Source organism: Bradyrhizobium sp. HKCCYLRH2060 (assembly GCF_051168135.1).
Lineage (GTDB): Bacteria > Pseudomonadota > Alphaproteobacteria > Rhizobiales > Xanthobacteraceae > Bradyrhizobium.
This window is the reverse complement of sequence record NZ_JBNPUK010000003.1, coordinates 457,828-480,381: the sequence shown is the minus strand read 5'-3', so window position 1 is coordinate 480,381 and position 22,554 is coordinate 457,828. Positions and strand designations below refer to the sequence as shown.

14 protein-coding genes are annotated in these 22,554 nt (G+C 67.0%); 4 read left to right on the top strand and 10 right to left on the bottom strand.

Annotated elements, in window-relative coordinates; translation table 11 throughout:
* Nucleotides 1–60 precede the first annotated feature (60 nt).
* Nucleotides 61–5,673 (top strand): methyl-accepting chemotaxis protein, encoded by a 5,613-nt coding sequence (locus ACQR10_RS09885; protein WP_316216868.1) that lies wholly within the window; start codon nt 61–63, stop codon nt 5,671–5,673.
* Nucleotides 5,674–5,989: 316 nt separating this feature from the next.
* Here the strand turns inward: ACQR10_RS09885 and ACQR10_RS09880 are convergent, their stop codons facing one another.
* From ACQR10_RS09880 to ACQR10_RS09870, 3 genes are all read right to left on the bottom strand, one after another.
* Nucleotides 5,990–6,862: an MlaD family protein gene (locus ACQR10_RS09880; protein WP_315804332.1), complete on the bottom strand. Its 873-nt coding sequence runs from the start codon at nt 6,860–6,862 to the stop codon at nt 5,990–5,992.
* A 151-nt stretch (nt 6,863–7,013) separates the two neighbouring features.
* Nucleotides 7,014–7,784, bottom strand: a complete 771-nt coding sequence (locus ACQR10_RS09875) for an ABC transporter ATP-binding protein (RefSeq protein WP_315804333.1) — start codon at nt 7,782–7,784, stop codon at nt 7,014–7,016.
* A gap of 6 nt (nt 7,785–7,790) precedes the next feature.
* A complete protein-coding gene (locus tag ACQR10_RS09870) occupies nt 7,791–8,924 on the bottom strand; it encodes an ABC transporter permease (protein WP_316216886.1) in 1,134 nt (377 codons plus the stop codon).
* Between the two features lie 158 nt (nt 8,925–9,082).
* Between ACQR10_RS09870 and dgcA the strand changes: the two genes are divergently transcribed.
* Nucleotides 9,083–10,078: an N-acetyl-D-Glu racemase DgcA gene (gene dgcA, locus ACQR10_RS09865; RefSeq protein ID WP_316216869.1), complete on the top strand. Its 996-nt coding sequence runs from the start codon at nt 9,083–9,085 to the stop codon at nt 10,076–10,078.
* Here the strand turns inward: dgcA and ACQR10_RS09860 are convergent.
* Nucleotides 10,060–11,247, bottom strand: coding sequence for an MFS transporter (locus ACQR10_RS09860; protein WP_316216870.1), 1,188 nt, complete (start codon nt 11,245–11,247; stop codon nt 10,060–10,062). The genes dgcA and ACQR10_RS09860 overlap by 19 nt on opposite strands.
* Nucleotides 11,248–11,322: 75 nt before the next feature.
* Between ACQR10_RS09860 and ACQR10_RS09855 the strand changes: the two genes are divergently transcribed.
* Together ACQR10_RS09855 and ACQR10_RS09850 are read left to right on the top strand one after the other, a co-directional pair.
* Nucleotides 11,323–12,942 (top strand): hypothetical protein, encoded by a 1,620-nt coding sequence (locus ACQR10_RS09855; protein ID WP_316216871.1) that lies wholly within the window; start codon nt 11,323–11,325, stop codon nt 12,940–12,942.
* A gap of 153 nt (nt 12,943–13,095) precedes the next feature.
* The gene (locus tag ACQR10_RS09850; protein WP_410051423.1) at nt 13,096–14,814 is read left to right on the top strand and encodes a caspase family protein; all 1,719 of its coding nucleotides are present in this window, start codon (nt 13,096–13,098) and stop codon (nt 14,812–14,814) included.
* A 10-nt stretch (nt 14,815–14,824) separates the two neighbouring features.
* Here ACQR10_RS09850 and ACQR10_RS09845 read toward each other — a convergent pair whose 3' ends face one another.
* From ACQR10_RS09845 to ACQR10_RS09820, 6 genes are all read right to left on the bottom strand, one after another.
* Nucleotides 14,825–15,814: a threonine ammonia-lyase gene (locus tag ACQR10_RS09845; RefSeq protein ID WP_316216873.1), complete on the bottom strand. Its 990-nt coding sequence runs from the start codon at nt 15,812–15,814 to the stop codon at nt 14,825–14,827.
* 47 nt (nt 15,815–15,861) lie between these two features.
* Nucleotides 15,862–16,674 (bottom strand): UDP-2,3-diacylglucosamine diphosphatase, encoded by an 813-nt coding sequence (locus tag ACQR10_RS09840; RefSeq protein ID WP_315804339.1) that lies wholly within the window; start codon nt 16,672–16,674, stop codon nt 15,862–15,864.
* A gap of 192 nt (nt 16,675–16,866) precedes the next feature.
* Nucleotides 16,867–18,285 (bottom strand): pyruvate kinase, encoded by a 1,419-nt coding sequence (pyk, locus tag ACQR10_RS09835; protein ID WP_316182973.1) that lies wholly within the window; start codon nt 18,283–18,285, stop codon nt 16,867–16,869.
* A gap of 171 nt (nt 18,286–18,456) precedes the next feature.
* Nucleotides 18,457–19,530 carry a tartrate dehydrogenase gene (locus ACQR10_RS09830; RefSeq protein ID WP_316182972.1) on the bottom strand — a complete coding sequence of 358 codons (1,074 nt, stop codon included), beginning with the start codon at nt 19,528–19,530 and terminating at the stop codon, nt 18,457–18,459.
* 96 nt (nt 19,531–19,626) lie between these two features.
* Nucleotides 19,627–21,861: a glycogen debranching protein GlgX gene (glgX, locus tag ACQR10_RS09825; RefSeq protein WP_316182971.1), complete on the bottom strand. Its 2,235-nt coding sequence runs from the start codon at nt 21,859–21,861 to the stop codon at nt 19,627–19,629.
* 67 nt (nt 21,862–21,928) lie between these two features.
* Nucleotides 21,929–22,204, bottom strand: coding sequence for a DUF3606 domain-containing protein (locus ACQR10_RS09820; protein WP_316182970.1), 276 nt, complete (start codon nt 22,202–22,204; stop codon nt 21,929–21,931).
* Between the last annotated feature and the right edge of the window lie 350 nt (nt 22,205–22,554).

The following is a 22,554-nucleotide window of genomic DNA, read 5'->3' as shown; positions in this document are numbered from 1 at the left end:
CGAGAGGGCACTCGTACGCGGCTCGCCGGATCGAAATTAAGACGAGGGCTCGGACTCAACATGGCGAACACTCCGAAAAAGGTCAAAGACCCGACTGAAGTTGCGCTGTCCGCCATTCAGGAGGCTTTGAACATCAGCGATTCGTCCGCGCCCACGGACTCGCAGAGCTCGGTCCACGCTGACGGAGCCCCGCCGGTCATGCCGAACGGCGTGTCGAGCCTGGATTCGTTCGACTCCCGTCCGGGCATCGATCGCAGCAGCCTTGACGAGATTGAGCCGCCGCCGCTCGCCGCGCGCCGTCCGGCCAATGACGACCGCGAAACCATCGGCCAGTTGCTGCAGGCGATCCAGAAGGGCCGCCCGTCGCGCGGCGTCTACACGCTGGCAACCGCCTTTGCAGGCATCTGGATCGTCGGCTGCGTGCTGCTGACCATCGGTTTCCTGCCCGCCTTGCAGGCCTTGATCGGCCAGAGCGGCGGCGTGCTGGTGCTCGCCGGCCTCGCCGCGGTGTTCTTCGCACCCGTTCTGCTGTTCTATTTCCTCGCGAGCCTCGCCTGGCGCGGCCAGGAGCTGCGCATGATCGCGCAGTCGATGGCGCAGGTGGCGATCCGCTTCTCAGAGCCGGAGGGCGCCGTCAGCGATTCGATCGTGACCGTCGGCCAGGCCATCCGCCGCGAGGTCGCGGCGATGGGCGACGGCGTCGAGCGCGCGATCGCGCGCGCGGGCGAGCTCGAGATGCTGGTCGCCAACGAGGTCGCGGCCCTCGAGCGCGCCTACAGCGACAACGAGGTCCGCATCCGCGCCCTGCTGCAGGACATCGCCCACCAGCGCGACAACCTCGTCGGCCAGGCCGAGCAGGTCCGCAGCGCCATCTCGGGCGTCCAGATCGACCTTCGCCACGACATCGCGCTGATCTCGGACGCCATCGCCTCGCGGGTCGACGAGGTCGCCAAGAGCATCACCGGCGCGCTGGAAGAGCGCGGCGCCCACATCACGGCCGCGCTCGGCAACGCCGGCGACAACATGATCCTCGCGCTCGGCGAGCGCGGTGGCGATCTGCTCGACCGGCTCGAAGAGGCCAGCGCCGAGACCACCCGCGCCGTGCTCGACGCCTCGGAGCGGCTCACCACCAGCCTCAATTTCAAGACCGGCCACGTCCACGACGAGTTCGCCGACCTGTCGGACCGAGTCCACGAGATGCTCAACGAGCGCATCGACCGCATCACCGGCGAGTTCGAGCAGCGCACGGCGGCCATCGTCGACGGCATTTCGGTGCGCACCGAGCAGCTCCACGACCAGCTCAAGGCCTCCGGCGAGTCCCTCCTGCTGGAGCTCGAACTGCGCAGCGGCGATCTCGTCACCAAGATCGACGAGGCGAGCCAGCGCATGTCCGGCCACATCGTCACGTCAGGCGAGAAGGCGAGCGAGTCGCTCGATGCGACCGTCAATTCGCTGGTCGCCAAGGTCGTCAGCCAGACCGAGAGCACCCACGACACGCTGTCGATCCAGATCAGTGCCTTCGACGAGCTGGTGAAGAACCAGGGCACCGAGCTCGCCGAGCGCTTCGCACGCGACAGCTCGACCTTGGGCGCGCTGATCACCCGGCACATCACAGAGTTCGACCGCACGGTGAAGACCTATGGCGGCGAGATCGTCGAGCGCATGGGCCAGCGGACCCAGGAAATCTCCGACAATCTCAAGTCCTATGTCGACACGTTCGATACGCGGCTGTCGTCCAACAGCGGTGAGATCACGGCGACGCTGGATCAGCGGCTGAACCAGTTCGAGACCAATCTGCAGGCCCGCATCACCACCCTCGACACCTCGCTCGATGCGAAGATCAAGACCTTCGACGACAGCGTCGAGGGCCGCCTCAAGTCGCTCGAGGAGAACTTCGACACCCGCGCGACCTCGGTCACCTCGACGATCGAGGGCCGCCTCGGCACTCTGTCCAACTCGCTGACCGACGGCGCGGCGCAGGTGCTGCACGCGATCGACTCGCGGCTCACCGTTCTGACGACCTCGCTGACCGACGGCTCGGCGCAGGCGATCCAGTCGATCGATTCCCGCCTCAACATTCTCACCTCCTCGCTGACCGACGGCACCGACAAGGCGCTCGAAGCCATCGATCAGCGCATCCACAGCCTGTCGAACATCATCGACGGCCGCAGCTACGAGTTGACCGAAGCCGTCACCGCACGCTTCCAGGACATCCATCAGGGCATCGAGACCCGCGTCGGCTCGATCGCCAAGGACATCGACCAGCGCGTCTCGCAGTTCGAGGACCTCTTGGGCTCGCGCGTCGAGGCCGTGGCCGGCCGCATCGAGAGCAGCGGCCGTCAGGCCAGCGACGAGCTGATGACCCGCGCCGAGCTGCTGTCCGCCAGCATCAAGTCGCATGTGGAAGATGCGGAGCGGGCGCTCACAAACCTCGTGGTCAACACCAGCGAGACGATCCAGACCGGTGCCCGCTCGGCACAGCAGTCGCTGCTCAACGTCTCGACTGACGTCGGCTCGCAGCTGAAGAACACGTCCGCCGAGGTCGAGCGTGCCCTGTCGAACGCAGGCAGCGGCGCGGCCGAGGCCGTCCTGACCAGTGCGCGCGAGGCCCAGGCCGCGCTGGTCGCGGCCTCCGGCGAGACCGCCGACCAGATCAAGTCGCTGTCGGCCGACGTCGAGCGTACGCTCACGGCGGCAGGCTCGACCACCGCAGCCTCGATCCTCGCCGGTGCGCGCGAGGCCCAGAACACGCTGGTGTCCGCCTCCTCCGACGCCGCCACCCACGTCAAGTCGCTCGCCGTCGACGTCGAGCAGGCGCTGACGGCCGCCGGCTCAGCCACGGCAGCCTCGATCCTCGCCGGTGCGCGCGAGGTCCAGAACACGCTGGTGTCCGCCTCCTCCAACGCAGCCGACCACGTGAAGTCGCTCGCAGCCGACGTGCAGCGCTCGCTGACCAGTGCCGGGACGGAAACCGCCGAAGCCATCACGGCGGGCGCTCGCGATGCCCAGCATGCCCTGCTCACGGCATCGAGCGAAGCGGCCGAACAGGTCAAGGCGCTGACCGTCGACGTCCAGCGCTCGCTGTCGATCGCGGGGACAACCACCGCGGAAACGATCACCGGCGGCGCCCGGGAAGCGCAGAACACGCTGATCAGCGCTTCGTCCGAAGCGGCCAATCACGTCAAGTCGCTAGCGGCCGACGTCGAGCGCACGCTCGCGGCGGTCGGGACCAGCACGGCCGCGGCGATCGTCGACAGCGCCCGCGACGTCCAGTCGAAGCTCGTCACCGCCTCGACGGAAGCAACCGAGCACGTCAAGTCGCTGGCCGTCGACGTCGAGCGGACGCTGTCGTCCGTCGGCGCCGATACCGCGACCTCGATCCTCAACAGCGCGCGCCAGGCGCAGATGTCGCTGACCGCCACGTCGGCCGACACCGCAGCCACCCTGGTCGGCAGCGCACGCGAAGCCCAGGCGGTGCTGACGACGACCACGACCGAGACGGTCGCGGTGATCGTCGGCGGCGCGCGCGAGGCGCAGAACCTGCTGACGGCCACCTCCACCGACACCGCGGGCCAGCTCAAGGCGATGTCGTCGGAGATCGAGCGCGTCATCAATTCCGTCGCGGCGAACACCACCGACGCGATCCAGAGCAGCGCGCTCAATGCGCAGAGCGCGCTCGTCGCCGCCTCCAACGAGGTCTCCACGCGGGTCAAGTCGACCTCGACCGAGATCGAGCGCTCGGTGCTCGCCGCCGGCAACTCGTTCGGCTCGGCCATGACCGGCAAGACCGACGAGATCGTCACCTATGTGCAGCAGCAGAGCGAGCGGCTGTCGCAGATGCTCGACGGCAAGCGCGGCACCCTGGTCGAGGCGCTCAACTCCAAGACCAACCAGCTCACGATCGAGATCGATCGCGTCACCACCGACGCGCTGAAGGCGATCGAGGTGCGCGGCCAGAACTTCGCCCAGAGCGTCAATGGCAACGGCTCCGAGGTCGCCCGCACCATCACCTCGGCGGGCGAGCTTGCGACCACCGCGATCACCAAGTCGCTCAAGGAGCTGGAGCAGGCCTCGCGCGCGGCGATCGAGCAGTCGCGCCAGGTCTCGGTGGCCGCGGTCACCGAGATGCAGGAGACGAGCAAGATCCTGCGCACCGACACGGTCGCCCTGTTCGAGCGTCTGCGCGAGGGCAACATCCTGCTGCAGGAGGTCCTGACCGGAGCCCACGACAACCTCAACTCGCTGGAGCGGGCGCTGGTCACCCGGGTGGCCGACTTCGTCACCGCGATGAACGACGTCACCGCGCGCAACGGCACCGCGACGCAGACGCTCGAGGACCAGCTCAACGTGTTCAACTCCAAGACGTCGCGGGCGCTGGAGGATCTCAACTCGCTGTCCAGCCAGTTCGACGCGCATGGCAAGGCGCTGATCGAGGCGGCGGCGATCGTCGAGCAGAGCAACCGCGATGCGACCGTCTCGATCTCGGATCGCAAGACGACGCTGGAATCGCTGGTCACCACCATCGATCTGCGCACGGCCGATCTCGACCAGCGTCTGACCCGCTTCACCACCCTGCTCGACGAGTCCTTGGCGGCCGCCGAGGAGCGCGCCCGCGACATCGCCCGCGTCGTGGCGGAAACGGCGGGTGCCGGCTCCACCGCGCTCAGCCGCCAGTTCGAAGCCATCCGCACCAACGCCGAGGAGGAGCGCCGCCTCACCACGTCGCAGATGCAGGAGATCTACCAGCAGAGCACGCAGGAAGCCGATGCGATGTTCAAGCAGTCGGCCGAGAAGTTCGCCACGCTGGTGTCGAGCATGAAGCAGATGACCGCCGAGATGCATCGCGAGCTCGAGGCGACGCGCAACGAGCTGCGCCGCGGCGTGCTGGAGATGCCGCAGGAGGCCGCCGAGAGCACGGCGCAGATGCGCAAGGTCATCGTCGACCAGATCGAGGCGCTGGCCGAGCTCAACCGGATCGTCGCCCATCATGGCCGCGGCCTCGACGTGGTCAGCGCGTCGCGCCCCGCCGCGGTCGCCGCGCCCGCCGCCGTGATCCGTCAGGAAGAGCCGATCGTCGCCGCAGCCGTCGGCGGCCGGCCCGACATGCGCCTGCGCGAGCCGGCTGCGACCAGCGTCGCCAACCTGCCGCCGCCGGATCTCGGCATGCAGCCGCCGGCCCCGCCGCCACAGCCACGCCGGGTCGAGGCGCCGCCGATGGGTCCGGTCGCCGATCAGCGCAGCGACAACTGGCTGTCCGACCTGCTCAACCGGGCCGACAACAGCACCGCCGGCCAGCCGCAGCCGCCGCGTGGCCGCGGTCCGGCGCAGCAGTCGGGCAATCCGCTGGAGTCGCTGTCGCTCGACATCGCCCGACTGATGGACCGCAATCTCGCGGCCGAGATGTGGGACCGCTACCAGCGCGGCGAGACCAAGGCGTTCTCCAAGCGCCTCTACACCCCGGCCGGCCAGAAGGCGTTCGACGAGGTCGCCCGCAAGTACCGCGCCGACCGCACCTTCAAGCAGACGGTGGACCGCTACATCACCGAGTTCGAGCGGCTGCTCGACGAGGTCGCCCGCGACGACCGCAATCCGCAGGCGCTGCGTGCCCAGCTCACCTCGGAGACCGGGCTGGTCTACACCCTGCTCGCCCACGCCGCCGGAAGGCTGGCGTGAGGGAGGGGACGAATAGCGAGTAGCGAATGGCGAGTAGCCGACCAACGACCGAAAAACAAACGGAGGCCGCGAGGCCTCCTTTTTGCTTTTGCAGGTCCAGCAACGCTTTTTCCGGCTTCGCTCGTTCCCGCCCCGCCTCCGCTCAACCGGACAGGAAGACCTGGCGCTGGGTGGCGCATCCTGCAGTCGAGGTCGCCCAGGACTCGGACGTCACGCTCCGTCAGACGAGACGACGACGCACCGACCAAGGAGCCACCAGCGGCGCGCGGTAGGAGATCTCATGCACCCTATTCGCTATTCCCCATTCGCCAAGGCCTCACCGCCGTCCGCTGGCGGAGGGCGCGGGCGCCGGCTGCGAGGCCTGGGCGTTGCTCGGGCTGGAGTTGCTGGCCCCGAACAGGACCCGGGTCGGATTGCGGTCGAAATTGTTCACGGCGCGGCTGATGTCGGACAGCGTGCGCCGTCCATCGGCCATCAGCGCGCCGGAGCGCTTGTCCAGATCCTCGGCGAGCTCGCGGATCGACTTCACCGTCAGGAACAGCTCGCCGCCATCCTTGCCGCCGGCCAGCGTGTTGAGACCGAGCATCAGGGTATCGGCCTTGCCCATGATGCCGTCGACCCGGCTCATGACGCCATCGATGCGCTCGGAATTGCGGGCCAGCGACTGGGTGAACACCTCGAGATTCTTGATCGAGTTCTTTACGGCGTCCTGGTTGTCGGCGACGACCTTGTTGATGTTCTGCAAGGTCGCGCGGATCGCTTCGGTCACGTCCTGCAGCCGGGTCGGATCGGCACGCAGCACCGGCACGCCATCCTCGTCGAGCGGCGGCGGCGGCGCAGCCTCCTCGCCGCCCTTCAGCGAGATCGCGGCGACGCCGGTCAGGCCCTGGAACTCGAGCCCGACCAGGGTGTCCTTGCGGATCGGCGCGTTGTTCTCGACCATCGCCAGCGCCACGACGCGGCGCGGATTGTCGAGCTTGACCGAAATGACCTCGCCGACCCGGATACCATTGAAGTTGACGCTGCCGCCGTTGCGCAGACCCGCGGCCGGCCCCTCGAACACGACCCGCAGCGGGCTGCGCTGCTTGGTCGTGTGCAGGCTCTGAAACCAGAGGACAAACCCGATCGCCGCGGCAATCACTGCCAGCGTGAACGACCCGATCAGGACGTAATTCGCCCGCGTTTCCATTACCAACTCCGGTACCGGCACGTCACGGCGGTCATCCAGCCCCCGCTTCCGCGCACTGTCGGTTGGCGCCGGACAGCGGCACCCACCCCATCAACTTTGTCGCGGCAGTCCCCACTCCCGCTCACAAAAATCGTCCCTGGGGCGCGTCGCGCTACCCCATCACGGCTCGGGCACGCTTGCCGTGGAAATACTGTCGGAGCCACGGATGTTCCGAGGCCTGCATGTCGGCCATCGATCCCGCGGCGATAATCTTGCCGTCGCCCAGCACGGCGATGCGGTCGCACGCCGTATACAGGCTGTCGAGATCATGGGTTACCATGAAAACCGTCAGTCCCAAAGTGCGCTGCAGGGTCCGGACGAGCTCGTCGAAATCGCCGGCGCCGATCGGGTCGAGTCCCGAGGTCGGCTCATCGAGGAACACCAGTTCCGGATCGAGCGCGAGCGCGCGTGCCAGCGCGACCCGCTTGATCATGCCCCCCGACAGCTCGCTCGGGAAACGATCAGCAACATCGGGCCGCAATCCGACCATCACCAGCTTTGCGATCATGATCTCGTCGAGCAGACGCTGCGAGACCTTGAGATACTCCCGGACCGGGAACTGGATGTTCTGCCGCACCGTGAGCGAGGAGAACAACGCGCCCTGTTGGAACAGCACGCCCCAGCGCCGCTCGACAGCGCGGCGGCCGGCACGATCGGCGGCGTCGAGATCGACGCCGAACACCTCGATGTTGCCCGACAGCTTCGGCACCAGGCCGATGATGGTGCGCGTCAGCACCGACTTGCCCGCGCCAGAGGGACCGACGAAGCCCAGGATCTCGCCGCGCTTGACGTCGAGGTCGAGCCCGTCGAGCACGCGCGTCTTGCCGAACTGCACGGTGACGTCACGCACGCGGATGATGGGATCGGAGACCTGCTGCACCATCTCAGCTCACATCCCGACCGCGGCGAAGAAGATCGCGAACACGCCGTCCATCACGATGACGAAGAAGATGCCCTTCACCACCGACGAAGTGGTGTGGCGCCCCAGCGACTCGGCGCTGCCCTGCACGGCCAGTCCTTCGACGCAGGCGACGATCCCGATCACGGCAGCCATCACCGGCGCCTTCAGCAGGCCGACCTTGAAATGATCGATCGAGATCGCATCGCGCAGGCGCAGCAGGAAGGCCTCGGGATCGACGCCGCCATAAAACCAGGCCACCAGCCCGCCGCCATAGAGCGCGGCGATGTCGCCGAGGAAGGCCAGGATCGGCAGCGCGATCACCAGCGCCAGCATGCGCGGCAGGATCAGGACCTCGATCGGATCGAAGCCCATGGTGCGCAGCGCGTCGATCTCCTCGCGCATCTTCATCGAGCCGAGCTCGGCCGTGTAGGCGCTGCCCGACCGGCCGGCGATCATGATCGCCACAAGCAGCACGCCGATCTCGCGCAGCACCAGCACGCCGAGCATGTCGACGACGAAGATGTCGGCGCCAAACCTTCGGAAATGGAAGATGCCCTGCTGAGCGATGATGCAGCCGATCAGGAAGGTGATCAGCACGATGATCGGCACCGCACGCCAGCACACCTGCTCGAGATGATGAATGGTCGAGGTCAGTCGGAAGCTGCGGGGATGAATGAGGACCCGGCCGCTGGCGACGATCACGGCGCCGAGCATGTCGACGAGTGCGGCGACCGTGCCGAAGATGCCGGCGACACTGAGGCCGATCTGGCCGAGCATGCCGGTGATGGTCACCATCGTCGCGTCGCCATTGGGCGCGGTGCTGACGCGGCGAACCTCGTCGACCAGGCTGGCGTAGTTCGCAGAGAGCCCATCGATCCGGACCTCGACGGTTCCGGTCGTGAAGCTGCGGCGCAGCCGCTCGATCAGCCAGGCGCCGAACGTGTCGAGCTTGGACACCTGGGAGACGTCGATGGAGACATCGATCTTCTTGCCGGCGAGCTTTTCGGCATCGGCGACGAGCCGTTCGAGCGACGGCGCAAAGGGCGCAGTCCAGGCGCCGGTCGCGCGCAGCGACAGCGCATTGCCATCGCCACTGCGCTGCAGATCAGGGCCGCCCTTCACGACGGCCATCCTCGGAGCCTTGGACGTCCGCTCCTTGACGAGAAAAATCCCACCGCGTCGCTACCACCTTGCCGGAGACCACTATCAACAGCCATAGTCGGTCACATCGCGCAAGTCCCAAGCGCCTCATTCCGGTTCACAAAGCGCCAGACTTTCAAATGACTTCCAACGGTTTTCCAATACTGGACGCCCGGATCGGCCACTGGCCGATCGCCGGCAGCTTCACGATCAGCCGCGGCGTCAAGACCGAAGCCGTGACAGTGATCGCGGAGCTGCGACACGGGACGATGGTTGGCCACGGCGAATGCGTGCCCTATCCGCGTTATGGCGAAACGCCCGATGCGGCGCTGAGCGCCCTGCTCGCGATGCGCGATGCGATCGCCTCTGGTCTCGACCGCAACGCCCTGCAGACGGCGATGCCGCCGGGCGCGGCGCGCAATGCCCTCGATTGCGCGCTGCTCGACCTCGAAGCCAAACGAAACGGCCGGCGCATCTGGGACCTGCTCGGACGCCGCGCACCGGCGCCGTGCGTCACGGCCTACACGATTTCGCTCGGGACCCCCGATGTGATGGCCAAAGCTGCGGCCAAGGCCGCGCACCGCCCGCTGCTCAAGATCAAGCTCGGCGGCGACGGCGATCCGGCGCGGATTGCAGCCGTGCGAGCCGCGGCGCCGCAGTCACAACTGATCGTCGACGCCAACGAGGCCTGGACCGAGGCCGTCCTGGAATCCAATCTCGCAGCCTGCGCCGCCGCCGGCGTCACGCTGGTCGAGCAGCCGCTGCCCGCAGGCAACGACGAAGCGCTCGGAAGGATCGCGCGCCCGCTCGCCGTCTGCGCCGACGAGAGCGTGCACGACCGCAGCTCGCTGGACGCGCTGCGTGGGCGCTACGACGCCGTCAACATCAAGCTCGATAAGACCGGAGGACTCACCGAGGCGCTTGCCATGGCCGATGCCGCGCGCGCGCTCGGCTTCGACATCATGGTCGGCTGCATGGTGGCGACGTCGCTGTCGATGGCGCCGGCCATGCTGCTGACGCCGTTCGCCCGTTTCGTCGATCTGGACGGTCCGCTGCTGCTTGCCGAGGATTGCGAGCACGGCCTGCACTACGACGACAGCCTGGTCTATCCGCCCGATCAGGCGTTGTGGGGCTGAAGCGAGACGCCGCGGCGCGCGAGCCACATCAGCGCGCCGCCCGCTCCGGCCATCGCAGCCATCACGTAGTAGACGCCGGGGCCATAGGCCGCATAGACCGGCCCCGAGAGGGCCGACGCCGCCGAGCCGACCACGCCGCTGGCGGCGGCATAATAGCCCTGCCCGCGCGCGGTCAGATGCGCCGGCACCTGGCGCACCAGCAGCCCCATGGTTCCGACCAGCGTCAGCCCGAAAGTGAAGCCATGGCTGATCTGGACCGCCGCGAGCCCCGCCGCATGCGGCTCCTGCGCCGTGAGGCTCCAGCGCAGCACGGCCGCCATCGCACCGATCATGACCAGGCTGGCGGGCGCCAGCGTGAACCGTGGCGACAGGGCAAACACGACGATCTCGGCGAGCACGCCCATGGTCCAGAGCCAAGCGATGGTCAGCCCGCTGAAGCCCTGCGCCTTCCACTCGATGGCGGAGAACGTGTAGTAGGCCGCATGGCTGGCCTGAATCAGCGCCGAAGCTGCGATGATGCAGAGGAAGCTCGGATTGGCCAGCAGACTGCGGCCGTCCCGCGATGGGCCGGCGCCATGCGGCAAGGGCGGCAGCGCCTGCAGCAGCAGGCTGCTTGCCGCACCGCACAGCGCAACCGAGACGATGATCCAGATCAGCTCGGACGACGGCGCGAGATCGGCCAGCCCGCCGCACAGCAGCGTTCCAGCGATGAAGGCCGCCGATCCCCACAGCCGCAGGCGACCGTAGTTCAGGCCATAGCTCATCACGCCACGAAGCGCATAGGCGTCCGTCAGCGGGACAACGGGTGTCCATAGGCAGCAGGTCGCCACGTAGACCAGGAATACCAGCCAGGGTTCGCGCTGGAAGGCAAGAACCACAAAGCCCGATGCCGTTGCGAAGGTGGCCAGCCCCATCGCGGTGCGCAGGGCCTGCCGGCGCTCGGCGACCGCAGTGATCAGCGGCAGGACGGTGAAGCGGGTTACGGCGGGAACCGCAATGATGACGCCAATCCATGCGGCATCCAGCCCGATCGCCCGTAGCCATACGGGAAAGAACGGCAGATGCGTGCCCGACAGCATGAACACCGCGCCATAGAACAGCCCCAACCTGTCCGCGAATCGGCGCGACAATACCGGCGATGTGGTGGAGATTTGTCGGGACAGTGGCATCAATTCAATTGCGATTCGATCAATATCATGGTGATCGTTATGCCAACGCGCAGCAATGTGCGCGATAGGTTTGCCATGGTCGATGAAGTCTTCGCCCTCTCGCCGATATCCGCCCGTGCGGCTCAGCCGAACGAGGCCGATTACGAGGCGATCCGCGACGCCTTCATGGAGACGTCCCGAGGCCGCTGGTTCCTCGGTGAATATGCCAAGCGCAACCGCAATGCTGACACCAGCATGGTGCTCGACGCCGTCGCCCGCATCGAGCACGCTCTTGCCTCGCAGCGTCAGCAGCAGCAGGAATTCGAGCAGGCGGACAGCAAGGCGCTGCCCGAAGCGCTCGCCGCGATCCGCGCCACGGTCGAAGACGCCGCATTGGCCGCCGCCTCCGCGGTCGACCGCATGGCCCTCGACCAGAACCTGGCGCCGGTGCGCAAGGGCATCCGAATCATCAAGGAGATTTCCTGGCGCTGGCGCGAGATCGGCGCCGATTCCCGGATCTGTGACCTGATCGATTCGCAGGTGACGTCGATCGAGGCCGCCTGCGATCAGCTTGCGAGCGCCGACCCCAAGCTCGCGCTGCTTGCGGCGTTCGAGATCATCAAGACGCGGCTGAAGGAGCTCGAGGCGGAGAAAGCGAGCGTTCCGCCTGTAGCCGACGAGATCAGTCCGGCGGCCGAGGCCGCCGCTTCGCCAGCGCCTGATGTCGCATCAAGTCCGTCCGCCGAGATGGTGGTCTCGGAGCCGGAGCCTGCACCGGAACAGAGCGAGGCGTCCCAGGCAGCGCTCGAGATCGCCATTCCGCTCGTTGCGGCGGTGGCCGCGATGGAAGTGGTTGAGACCTCCTCGGCTGCTGACGCTGTGATCGTGGCGGCCGCAGCAGTCGACGCCAGGATCGTTGACGCCGAAACTGCGGCAGTGGTGCAGCCCCCGGAAGCTGCGACGGAGCCGTCGGTGGACGAAGCCCTGCTCGAGATCGAGCAGCACGCCGCGGCGGCCCTGGATGACGCCGCCGCCGCAGAAGCCGAAGACGAGGCCATTCTGGAATTGGTCGCGGCGGAGATGGGTGTCCTCGACCCGATCGACGACGAGGAGTTCAGCCGGGTCAGGACGCTCGGCTTCGACATTGAGGAGCCGACCTCGGTCGACGACGACATCGTCGCGAGCTTCAGCGAGACAGCGCCGTCGGAGCCGGATCTCGTGCTGACCACGGCAGAAGCCCCGGTTGCCACGGCGGCGCCGGCTCCGGCTGCGCCCACGATGCCTGCCCCGCCGGTGTCTGCCCCGCCGGTGTCTGCTCCGTCGATGTCTGCCCCTCCGATGCCGGCCCCGCCCACGGCGGCCCCGCGCATGGCATCGCCTCCAGTCCCGGCGCCAATCCCCAGCGCGCCCGTATCGCCACCGCTTCCGGAGGCGATCACCATCGAGACCCTGGCCGCCGTGGCGGCTGCGGTCGCAGCTCAATCTCCCGCAGCGGCCCCGCAGGCCGACGTTGCGCCGAGCCAGCAGGTCCGCCCGACCGCTGCCGCGGCTCACAGCACCAGCGCATCCGCGATGCCCAAGCCTGCCTACGAGCCGTCGCTGGGATCGACACTCCTGTCGAACGGCCTTCTGCAGCGGCCACAGGCGCCCGCCAATGACTCGCTGGCGCCGATCCGTCGCATGACCCAGCCTGAGAAGATCGCATTCTTCTCGTAGGCCGAGAGCATCTCGGCCACCTCCTGTTGAACCTCGATCACTGAGCACCAAGGGTGCCGCGTTGATGGGTGACGCGGATCACGTACGCCACTGCGTGATCTGCGTAGCCTGCTTCTCAAGCCATTCGCTTTGCGCATGCTTGAGGAGAACGCCGTGTCCGTTCCGAAATTTCGCGCTGTAACGTCCGCCTGGAAATCCCTGCTCATGTCCGCGCTGCTGGGCCTGATGGCCTGGGTCGGCCCGGGCTCGGCGTTCGCCGCCGGCAGTGAGCTCGACACCCTTCACACGCCACCGCGCGCGCTGGCAGCTTCCTCACCGGCAAGGGAGAGCAACACGCTCGCCGCGATCCCTCAAGGAGCCGAGCCACGCGTCGCGCTCGTGATCGGCAATGCGAGCTATCAGAACGCGCCGCCGCTGGAGAACCCGGACAACGACGCCCATGCTGTTGCCAAGCTGTTGAACTCGGCCGGCTTCGAGGTGATCACGGCGACGGACCTGACGCAGAACGAGATGCTCAAGGTCGTGGAGGATTTTTCGAGCCGGGTGGCAGCACACGGCCCGAATACCGTGGCAATGGTCTACTACGCCGGCCATGGGGTTCAGCTCGCGGGCGAGAACTATCTGATCCCGATCGATGCCCGCATCTCGGCGCCCTCCGACCTGACGACGGGGACCATCCGGCTGGTGGATCTGATGGCGACGCTCGACGCCATCCCGAGCCGCATGCGGATCGTCGTACTGGACGCCTGCCGCAACAATCCATTCCCTGCCATCAACGATGCCGGACGCGGATTGGCCATCGTCGACGCGCCGAACGGCTCCATCCTCGGATACTCGACCTCGCCCGGCGCGGAGGCGCTCGACGGCCGCGGCGAGCACAGCCCTTATGCGCAGGCCTTCCTCAACCTCGCGCGACAGCCGAACCTGCCGATCGAGCAATTGTTCAAGCGCATCCGTCTGCAGGTCAACCAGACCACCGACGGCCGGCAGACGCCGTGGGAAAGCTCTTCGCTCACCGGCGATTTCACCTTCTTCGGGGATACGCTGGTCGCGGCCGCGCGCCCTGCCGAGAATGCGCCGGTGATCCAGATGGCGGCCAACCTGCCCAGCCGGTCCGTGCGGCAGGCCTATGACTACGTGCTGTCGGAGAACCGTCCGCAATATTATCGCGAGTTCATCGCGATGTATCCGCGCGATCCGCTCGCCGACCGCATCCGCGCCCTGCTCGCCGGCCTCGTGCAGGCCGCGGCGTGGCACGAGGCCGTACTGGCGAATTCGCCGGCCGCCTATCGGAGCTTCCGTGAATCCTATGCCGACAGTCCATATGCGCCGGTCGCGCTGCGGCTGCAGGGACAGCCGCGGCCCATCCCCGTGCTGCAACCGAGCCGCCTCATCATGCCACCGCAACTGGCGCCGATCGCGCGACCGTTCAATCCGGGCGCCCAGATCCCGCAGCCGAAGCTGCCGACCACCACCATGCCGCCGCGCGGGCCGCTGCCGCCCACGGTCGTCACGAAAGGCGATGCCGTCAACAACACAGGCCCCGGCAAGGTCGCTGATCCCAGGCCAATCGCTCAGACCAGGTTACGCGACAGGATCATGCCGCCGGCAAATCCGCCCGTGACTACGAAAATCCAGCGCGACCCACTGAAGCGCAGTCCTGGTCGGCCATTCGACACCCGCGAGGTCCGGCGTCCCTTCCCCGGCAATTCCGGACCGTTCAAGCCGAACATCAACGCGTCGCATCCGTCGATGGCGCGGGGTCAAGGCGGGATGCAGGGCGGCCTGACGCGGGGCGCGCCGCACGTCGCGCAGTCCGGACTGCGGATGGGTGGTGGAGGATCGGCAAGAGGCGGCCTCGGCTTTCGCTGAGGCTTGATCGTCAGGCAATCAGCCGGGCGTAGAGCTCAGCGTCGACATTGCCGCCGGAGAGCACGATCACCACAGTCTTGCCCGCCGCGTCCAGCCGGCCGGCCAGCAATGCCGCGAGCCCGACCGACCCGCCGGGCTCGACCACGAGCTTCAGCTCCCGGAAGGCAAAGCCGACCGCCCGCCCCACCTCCTCATCCGAGGCCTCGACCGCAGCCGACAGAAGTTGGCTGTTGATCGCGAAGGTGATCTCGCCGGGAATCGCCGCCATCAGCGCGTCGCAGATGGTTCGGCCCTTTGCATCGTGGGCCTCGCGGTGGCCGGCCCGCAGCGAGCGCGCATGGTCGTCGAAGCCCTTGGGCTCAGCCACGACCATCCGGGTGCTCGGAAACTGCGCCTTCACCGCGGTCGAGACGCCGGCAAGCAGCCCGCCGCCGGAAGCAGGCACAATCACCAGATCCGGCGACAGGCCGAGCGCAGCAAGGTCGTCGGCGATCTCGCGGCCGACGGTGCCCTGCCCTGCGATGACGAAGGGATCGTCATAGGGCGGCACCACCGTCGAGCCGCGCTTTGCAGCGATGTCGCGCGCGATCGCTTCGCGGTCCTCGCGGTCGCGATCATAGAGCACGACGTCGGCGCCGAACGCCTTGGTGCGCTCGCGCTTGGCCGCCGGCGCATCCGAGGGCATCACGATCGTGGCGTCCATGCCCAGCAATGTGGCGGCATGGGCGACGCCCTGCGCATGATTGCCGGAGGAGAATGCGACGACGCCGTTGCCGCGCGCTGCTTGCGGGATCGACGCCAGCTTGTTGTAGGCGCCGCGGAACTTGAACGAGCCGGTCCGCTGCAGCACCTCCGGCTTCACGAAAACGTTCGCTTTGAAGCGCTCGCTGAGCACGGGAGCCGGCAGCAGCGGGGTCCGCACGGCCACGGGCGCAAGGACGCGTGCCGCCGCATCGATGTCGGCGGCGGTCACGGGCAGGATCGGGGAATGAGCTGTCATGCCCCGATTTTACCGCGCCCGATTGCCGAGAGGCAAGGGAGCCGGTGTCAGGCGGCGCGGGCGGCCAGCTGCGGAACCGGCGCCGGCTGCCGCTGCGGATCGGTCCAGGTGAGGATCTCGAAGCGGCCGTCCTCGTGCTCGACCAGCGCCGTGCAGCTTTCGACCCAGTCGCCGCAATTCATGTAGCGGATGCCGTCCTGGTCGCGGATGACGGCGCAATGGATGTGGCCGCAGATCACGCCGTCAGCGCCATGCCGGCGCGCCTCGGAGGCCAGTGCCGTCTCGAACGCGCCGATATAGTTCACCGCGTTCTTGACCTTCTGCTTGGCCCATTGCGACAGCGACCAATAGGGCACGCCGAACATGCGGCGGAAGAAGTTGACCAGCCGGTTCATCTGGATCGCAAAATCGTAGGCCTTGTCGCCGAGATGGGCGAGCCAGCGCGCGTTCTGCACGACCAGATCGAAGATGTCGCCGTGAATGACGAGATAGCGTTTGCCGTCGGTGCCGGTGTGCACGATGTTCTCGACGACGTCGATGCCGCCGAAATGCGTGCCGTAGTAGCCGCGCAGGAACTCGTCGTGATTGCCGGGGACGTAAACGACCTTGGCGCCCTTGCGCGCCTTGCGCAGCATCTTCTGCACCAAGTCGTTGTGCGACTGCGGCCAATGCCAGCTCGATTTGAGCGCCCAGCCATCGATGATGTCGCCGACCAGATAGATCGTATCGGCATCATGGTGCCGCAGGAAATCGACCAGGAGATTGGCCTGCGAGCCGCGGGCTCCGAGATGAACGTCCGAGATGAACAACGTCCGAAAGCGCCGAGCCGGGCTTTCTTCACCAGCAGTCTCAAGTCCCATGCGCGCCCACCTAACAGCCCCTGATGACACCGCGATGACGAACGGCCTCACTGGCAGAACCCGTCCTGCCGGACCGCGACCGGACACCGCTCGTTCGACGACTCGCGACGTCCTTCGTCACTGCCCCGCGATACCAGCGCGGTGCGACAATCAGGCGACAGGCGGGCGGCGCGAACAGGGAAAATCGGCCTCCTATCTCGGCATGGTGACGACACGCAGATTGTTGGTGGTGCCGGCCTGCGCGAACGGGATGCCGGCGACGACGACGAGCAGGTCGCCGGCTTCCGCGAACTCCTCCTGCACGGCAAAGAAGGTCGCGCGCTCGACCATTTCCTCGTAGTTCTGCACGTCCTGCGACAGCACGCTGTGCGCGCCCCACAACAGGCACATGCGCCGCGAGGTGTCCTCGTTCGGCGTGATCGCCAGAATCGGCAGGCTCGGCCGCTTGCGCGCAACGCGGGAGGCCGAAGTTCCGCTCGACGTATAGGCCACGATCGCCCTGGCGTGGATCGCCGACGCCAGGTCGGCCGCGGCGGTCGCCACCGCATGCGGTGCGGTCTGCTCCTCGCCCGGCTGCGTCGCCTCGACGATGGAGCGGTACATCTTGTGGCCCTCGGTTGCCTTGATGATGCTGTCCATCATCGCGACCGCCTCGCGCGGGTATTGCCCGCTGGCCGATTCCGCCGACAGCATCACCGCGTCGGCGCCGTCATAGATCGCGGTCGCGACGTCGGAGACCTCGGCGCGGGTCGGCGTCGGCGTCGCGACCATCGAATCCAGCATCTGCGTCGCGACGATCACCGGCTTCACCGCGAGCCGGCAGGCGCGCACCAGCTCCTTCTGCTTGCCCGGCACGTCCTCGTTGGGAATCTCGACGCCGAGATCGCCGCGCGCGACCATGATCGCGTCCGACAGCTGGATGATGTCGTCGATGCGCTCCAGCGCCGCCGGCTTCTCGATCTTGGACATGATGCCGGCGCGGCCATTGATCAGGCCCCTCGCCTCCAGCACGTCGGACGGCTTCTGCACGAACGACAGCGCCACCCAGTCGACGCCGAGGTCGAGCCCAAAGGCAAGATCGGAGCGGTCCTTGGCCGTCAGCGGCGACAGCTCCAGAATCGTGCCCGGCAGATTGACGCCCTTGTGATTGGAGATCGCGCCGCCGACGATCACCTTGGCTTCGATCCAGTCGTCGCCGAGGCCCATGACGCGCACCCGCACGCGGCCGTCATCGATCAGAAGATCGTGACCGGGCGCGACCGCCGCAAAGATCTCCGGATGCGGCAACGGAATCGACGTCTTGTCGCCCTCGGTGCCGTTGAGGACAAACCGAATCGTCTCGCCGGCTTCGACCTGGATCTTCTTGTCGCGTAGCGTGCCGACACGAATCTTCGGACCCTGCAGATCCATCAAGATGCCGATTGGCCGCTGCACCTCCTTCTCGAGGGCGCGGATCGCGGCATGGACCCTGGCGTGATCGGCCTGCGTGCCGTGGCTGAAATTGAGACGAAATGTGTCTACACCGGCGAGGAACAGCGCTTTCAGCACCTCCGGAGAATTGCTCGCGGGACCGACAGTCGCGACGATCTTGGCTCGACGGTGACGACGCATGATGTGTCCTTTCTCCTGAAGCCCAGGCCACTTAAGTCCGTGTCTCGCGTCACTATGACATGCATGTGATTAGCATGCGCGGACGCGGCGGAAGCGCTGGTATACGCCCCGCAGCGTCCATTGCAAGCGCGACGCGGAACACGCCTAGATTGTGCAAGCGAGTAGCACGCCTCAGACGTTGGAGCCGTGGATCGCGTCGATGACGGCGTCGGTCACCTCCCTGGTCGTCGCCTTGCCACCCACATCGGGGGTGAGGATGCCGGCTGCGCAGACCTTCTCGACCGCAGCCATCAGCCTGACGGCCGCGTCCTTTTCGCCGAGGTGCTCGAGCATCTGCGCGCCGGTCCAGAACGTCGCCACCGGATTGGCGATGCCCTTGCCGGTGATGTCGAACGCCGAGCCGTGGATCGGCTCGAACATCGACGGGAAGCGCCGCTCCGGATCGATGTTGCCGGTCGGCGCCACGCCGAGGCTGCCGGCGAGCGCGCCGGCGAGATCGGACAGGATGTCGGCATGCAGGTTGGTCGCGACGATGGTGTCGAGGCTCTTCGGCTGCAGGGTCATGCGCACGGTCATCGCGTCGACCAGCATCTTGTCCCAGGTCACGTCGGGGAATTCCCGCGCCACCTCGGCGGCGATCTCGTCCCACATCACCATGCCGTGGCGCTGCGCATTCGACTTGGTGACGACGGTGAGGAACTTGCGCGGTCGCGACTGCGCCAGCTTGAACGCGTAGCGCATGATTCTGACGACGCCGACGCGGGTGAAGACCGCGACCTCGGTGCCGACCTCCTCCGGCAGGCCGCGATGCGCCCGGCCGCCCATGCCGGCATATTCGCCTTCGGAATTCTCGCGCACGATCACCCAGTCGAGATCGCCGACGCCGACATTGCGCAAGGGCGAGGCCACGCCGGGCAGGATCTTGGTCGGGCGCACATTGGCGTACTGATCGAAGCCCTGGCAGATCGGCAGCCGCAGGCCCCACAGCGTGATGTGATCGGGCACGTCGGGCGCGCCGACCGCGCCGAAATAGATCGCATCGAATTTCTTGAGCTCAGCGAGGCCGTCGGCCGGCATCATCACGCCGTGCTTCTTGTAGTAGTCCGAGCCCCAGTCGAAGGTCTTGACGTTGAAGCTGATGTCGCCCGCGCGCTTGGCGAGTGCCTCGAGCACGCGGACGCCTTCGGAGATGACCTCGGGGCCGATGCCGTCGGCGGGAATGGCGGCGATGGAATGGGTGCGCATTTGAGCTTTTCTTGACCTCTGTCCGGGCGTTTCACCCGGACAGCTTTTGCACGACATCCCGCGAACGACAAGCCGGCGCCGGGCTGTCTCGCCGCCCTACCCCAGCGGCGCCTCCGCGATGTCCAGCAGGGCGCCGAGGCCGTGGCGCAGGCTGCGCATCGGCTGCTGCTCCGAGGACAGGCCGAGGGCCAGCAGCGATCGCCCGGTCACCGCGTAGACGTGGCCAAACGGAAACGACTGCGGCTGTGCATCCGGCTGGTTGGTATCGATCAGCGCCAGCCAGTTGTGCCCCTCCGGAACGGAAGGCAATGTGAAGTTCACGACGTCGTAATGGGCGTTGTAGACCAGCAGCAGGGTCGCATCCGATCCGCGCCGCTTGACGCCGGTCTCCTGGGCGCGGCCGTCGAGCAGCATGCCGAAACAGCGCGCATGATCGTCCGTCCACTGCTCGGTCGTCATCTCCTCGCCGGAGGGATCGAGCCACGTCACATCCTTGACGTCGAGCTCCTCGTTGTGCGAGCCGACCAGGAAGCGGCTGCGATAGAGGATCGGGAAAGCCTTGCGCATCGCGATCAGCTTGCGCGTGAACTCGCGCAACGCCCTGCCCTGCGGCGAGATCCCCATCCAGTCGAGCCAGGTGGTCTCGTTGTCCTGCGCATAGGCGTTGTTGGTGCCGTTCTGGCTATGGCCGAACTCGTCGCCCGCCAGCAGCATCGGCGTGCCGTGCGACAGCAGCATCGTGGCGAGCAGATTGCGCTTCTGCCGCTCGCGCAACGCGGTGATCTCGGGGTCGTCGGTCGGCCCCTCGACGCCGCAATTCCAGGAATGGTTGTTGCTGTGGCCGTCGCGATTGTCCTCGCCATTCGCCTCGTTGTGCTTCTCGTTGTAGGAGACGAGGTCGTTGAGGTTGAAGCCGTCATGGGCGGTGATGAAGTTCACGCTCGCCCAGGGCCTCCGGCCGCGCTTGTTGAACAGGTCGCCCGAGCCCGAGATGCGCTTGGCGAAGTCGGCCAGTGTGCCGCCGTCGCCCTTCCAGAAGGCGCGCGCGGTGTCGCGGAACTTGTCGTTCCATTCGGCCCAACCCGGCGGAAACTGCCCGACCTGATAGCCGCCCGGGCCGATGTCCCAGGGCTCGGCAATCAGCTTGACGCTGGACAGCACCGGATCCTGCCGGCAGGCGTCGAGGAAGCTGCCGCCTTCGTCGAAGCCGTAGGGCTCGCGCGCCAGGATGGTGGCGAGATCGAAGCGGAAGCCGTCGACCCGCATCTCCGTCGCCCAATAGCGCAGCGAGTCCGCGACGAGCTGCAGCACGCGCTGGTGCGACAGGTTCACGGTGTTGCCGGTGCCGGTGTCGTTGATGTAGTAGCGCTTCTGGTCCGGCATCAGCCGGTAGTAGCTGGCATTGTCGATGCCCTTGAACGACAGGGTCGGCCCGAACTCGTTGCCTTCGGCGGTGTGGTTGTAGACCACGTCGAGGATGACCTCGATGCCGTTGGCGTGGAACTGGTTGACCATGGTCTTGAATTCGGTCGCGAGCGGCGTCTTCAGATAGCGCGGCTCCGGCGCGAAGAAGCCGATCGAGTTGTAGCCCCAGTAGTTGCGCAGGCCCTTGTCGACCAGATAGCTGTCGTCGATGAAGGCATGGATCGGCAACAGCTCGGCCGAGGTGATGCCCAGGGAGCGCAGATAGGCCGGGATGTCCTGGTGCGCGAGACCGGCGAAGGTGCCGCGATCGGCCTCGGGCACCAGCGGATGCAGCTTGGTAAAACCCTTGACGTGCATCTCGTAGAAGATCGTCCGCTCCCACGGAATTTCCGGCTTGCGCGAGGTGCCCCAGGTGAAGGCGGGATCGATGACGCGGCACTTCAGCATCAACGGCGCGCTGTCGCGGCCGTCGAACGACAGATCCTTGTCGGCATGATCGAGCTGATAGCCGAACAGCTCCGGACCCCAGCGCAGGTCGCCGACGAGCTGCTTGGCATAGGGATCGATCACGAGCTTGTTCGGATTGAAGCGGTGACCGACGTCGGGCTCGTAGGGCCCGTGCACGCGATAGCCATAGACGGTGCCGGGACGTGCCGTCGGCAGATAGCCGTGCCAGACCTCGTCGGTGTATTCGGGGAGCTCGATGCGCTCGAGCTCGGTCTCGCCGGTGTCGTCGAACAGGCACAGCTCGACCTTGGTCGCGTGCGCGGAAAAGATCGCAAAGTTGACGCCGAGGCCGTCCCAGGTCGCGCCCAGCGGAAACGGACGGCCTTCGCTGATCTTGGCCTTGCGCAGGCTGAACGCGGCCTGCATCAAAGCGTCACCGTGATCGGTGCGTTGGTCCATCCTTTGCCCCCTTCGTCCAATGCCCGGACCGATTGCCGGGCTTCTCGATGATCCGCGCCGCCGCTTGCTAGGTTGCCGCCGGCGTCTCGTCCGGCATGATCACTTCCGCCTTGGTCTCGGTCACCGTCACCGAGGCGATGACGGCTCCTTCCGGCGCCGAAGCCTTCGCGGCCCGCTGCTGCGCTACTTCCTTGGTGATGGCCGCGATGGAGTTGCCGATGCGCTCGACCATCTCGGCCAACTCGCCGGGCGACATCTTCAGCCGCTTGGTCACCACGCGGACCTGGGCCTGATCGGCCATGTCGAGCTTGTTGCGGGACGGCTGAATTTTCGGACGGCGCATGTGGGGGGTCTCCTGCATGCCAGCTAACCTTGGCTGCGGAAATTGGTTCCCGCGATGGGGCTCCCTCCCCTCCGGGTGTCGCCACGAAGACGTGCGTCACCGACCTCGCGGCGCCATGCGCCCGAGGGATGTCATCGATGTTGCCCCCTGATCAGGCAGAGGGCGCAGGGAATGCCGGGAGCTGGCCGCCCCCATGGCCCGCCTGCAGAAAAAAAGCAGGCGGCAGTCACCACAGGTTCAGCCGAGACATCCCGGCATTCCCCGCGCGATGGTTTTCACGCTTATACGCGATCTCCCCGGTGTCCGGCTTGTGAGCCACCGTCGCCCTCGGGATCATCGCCCGAGGACTT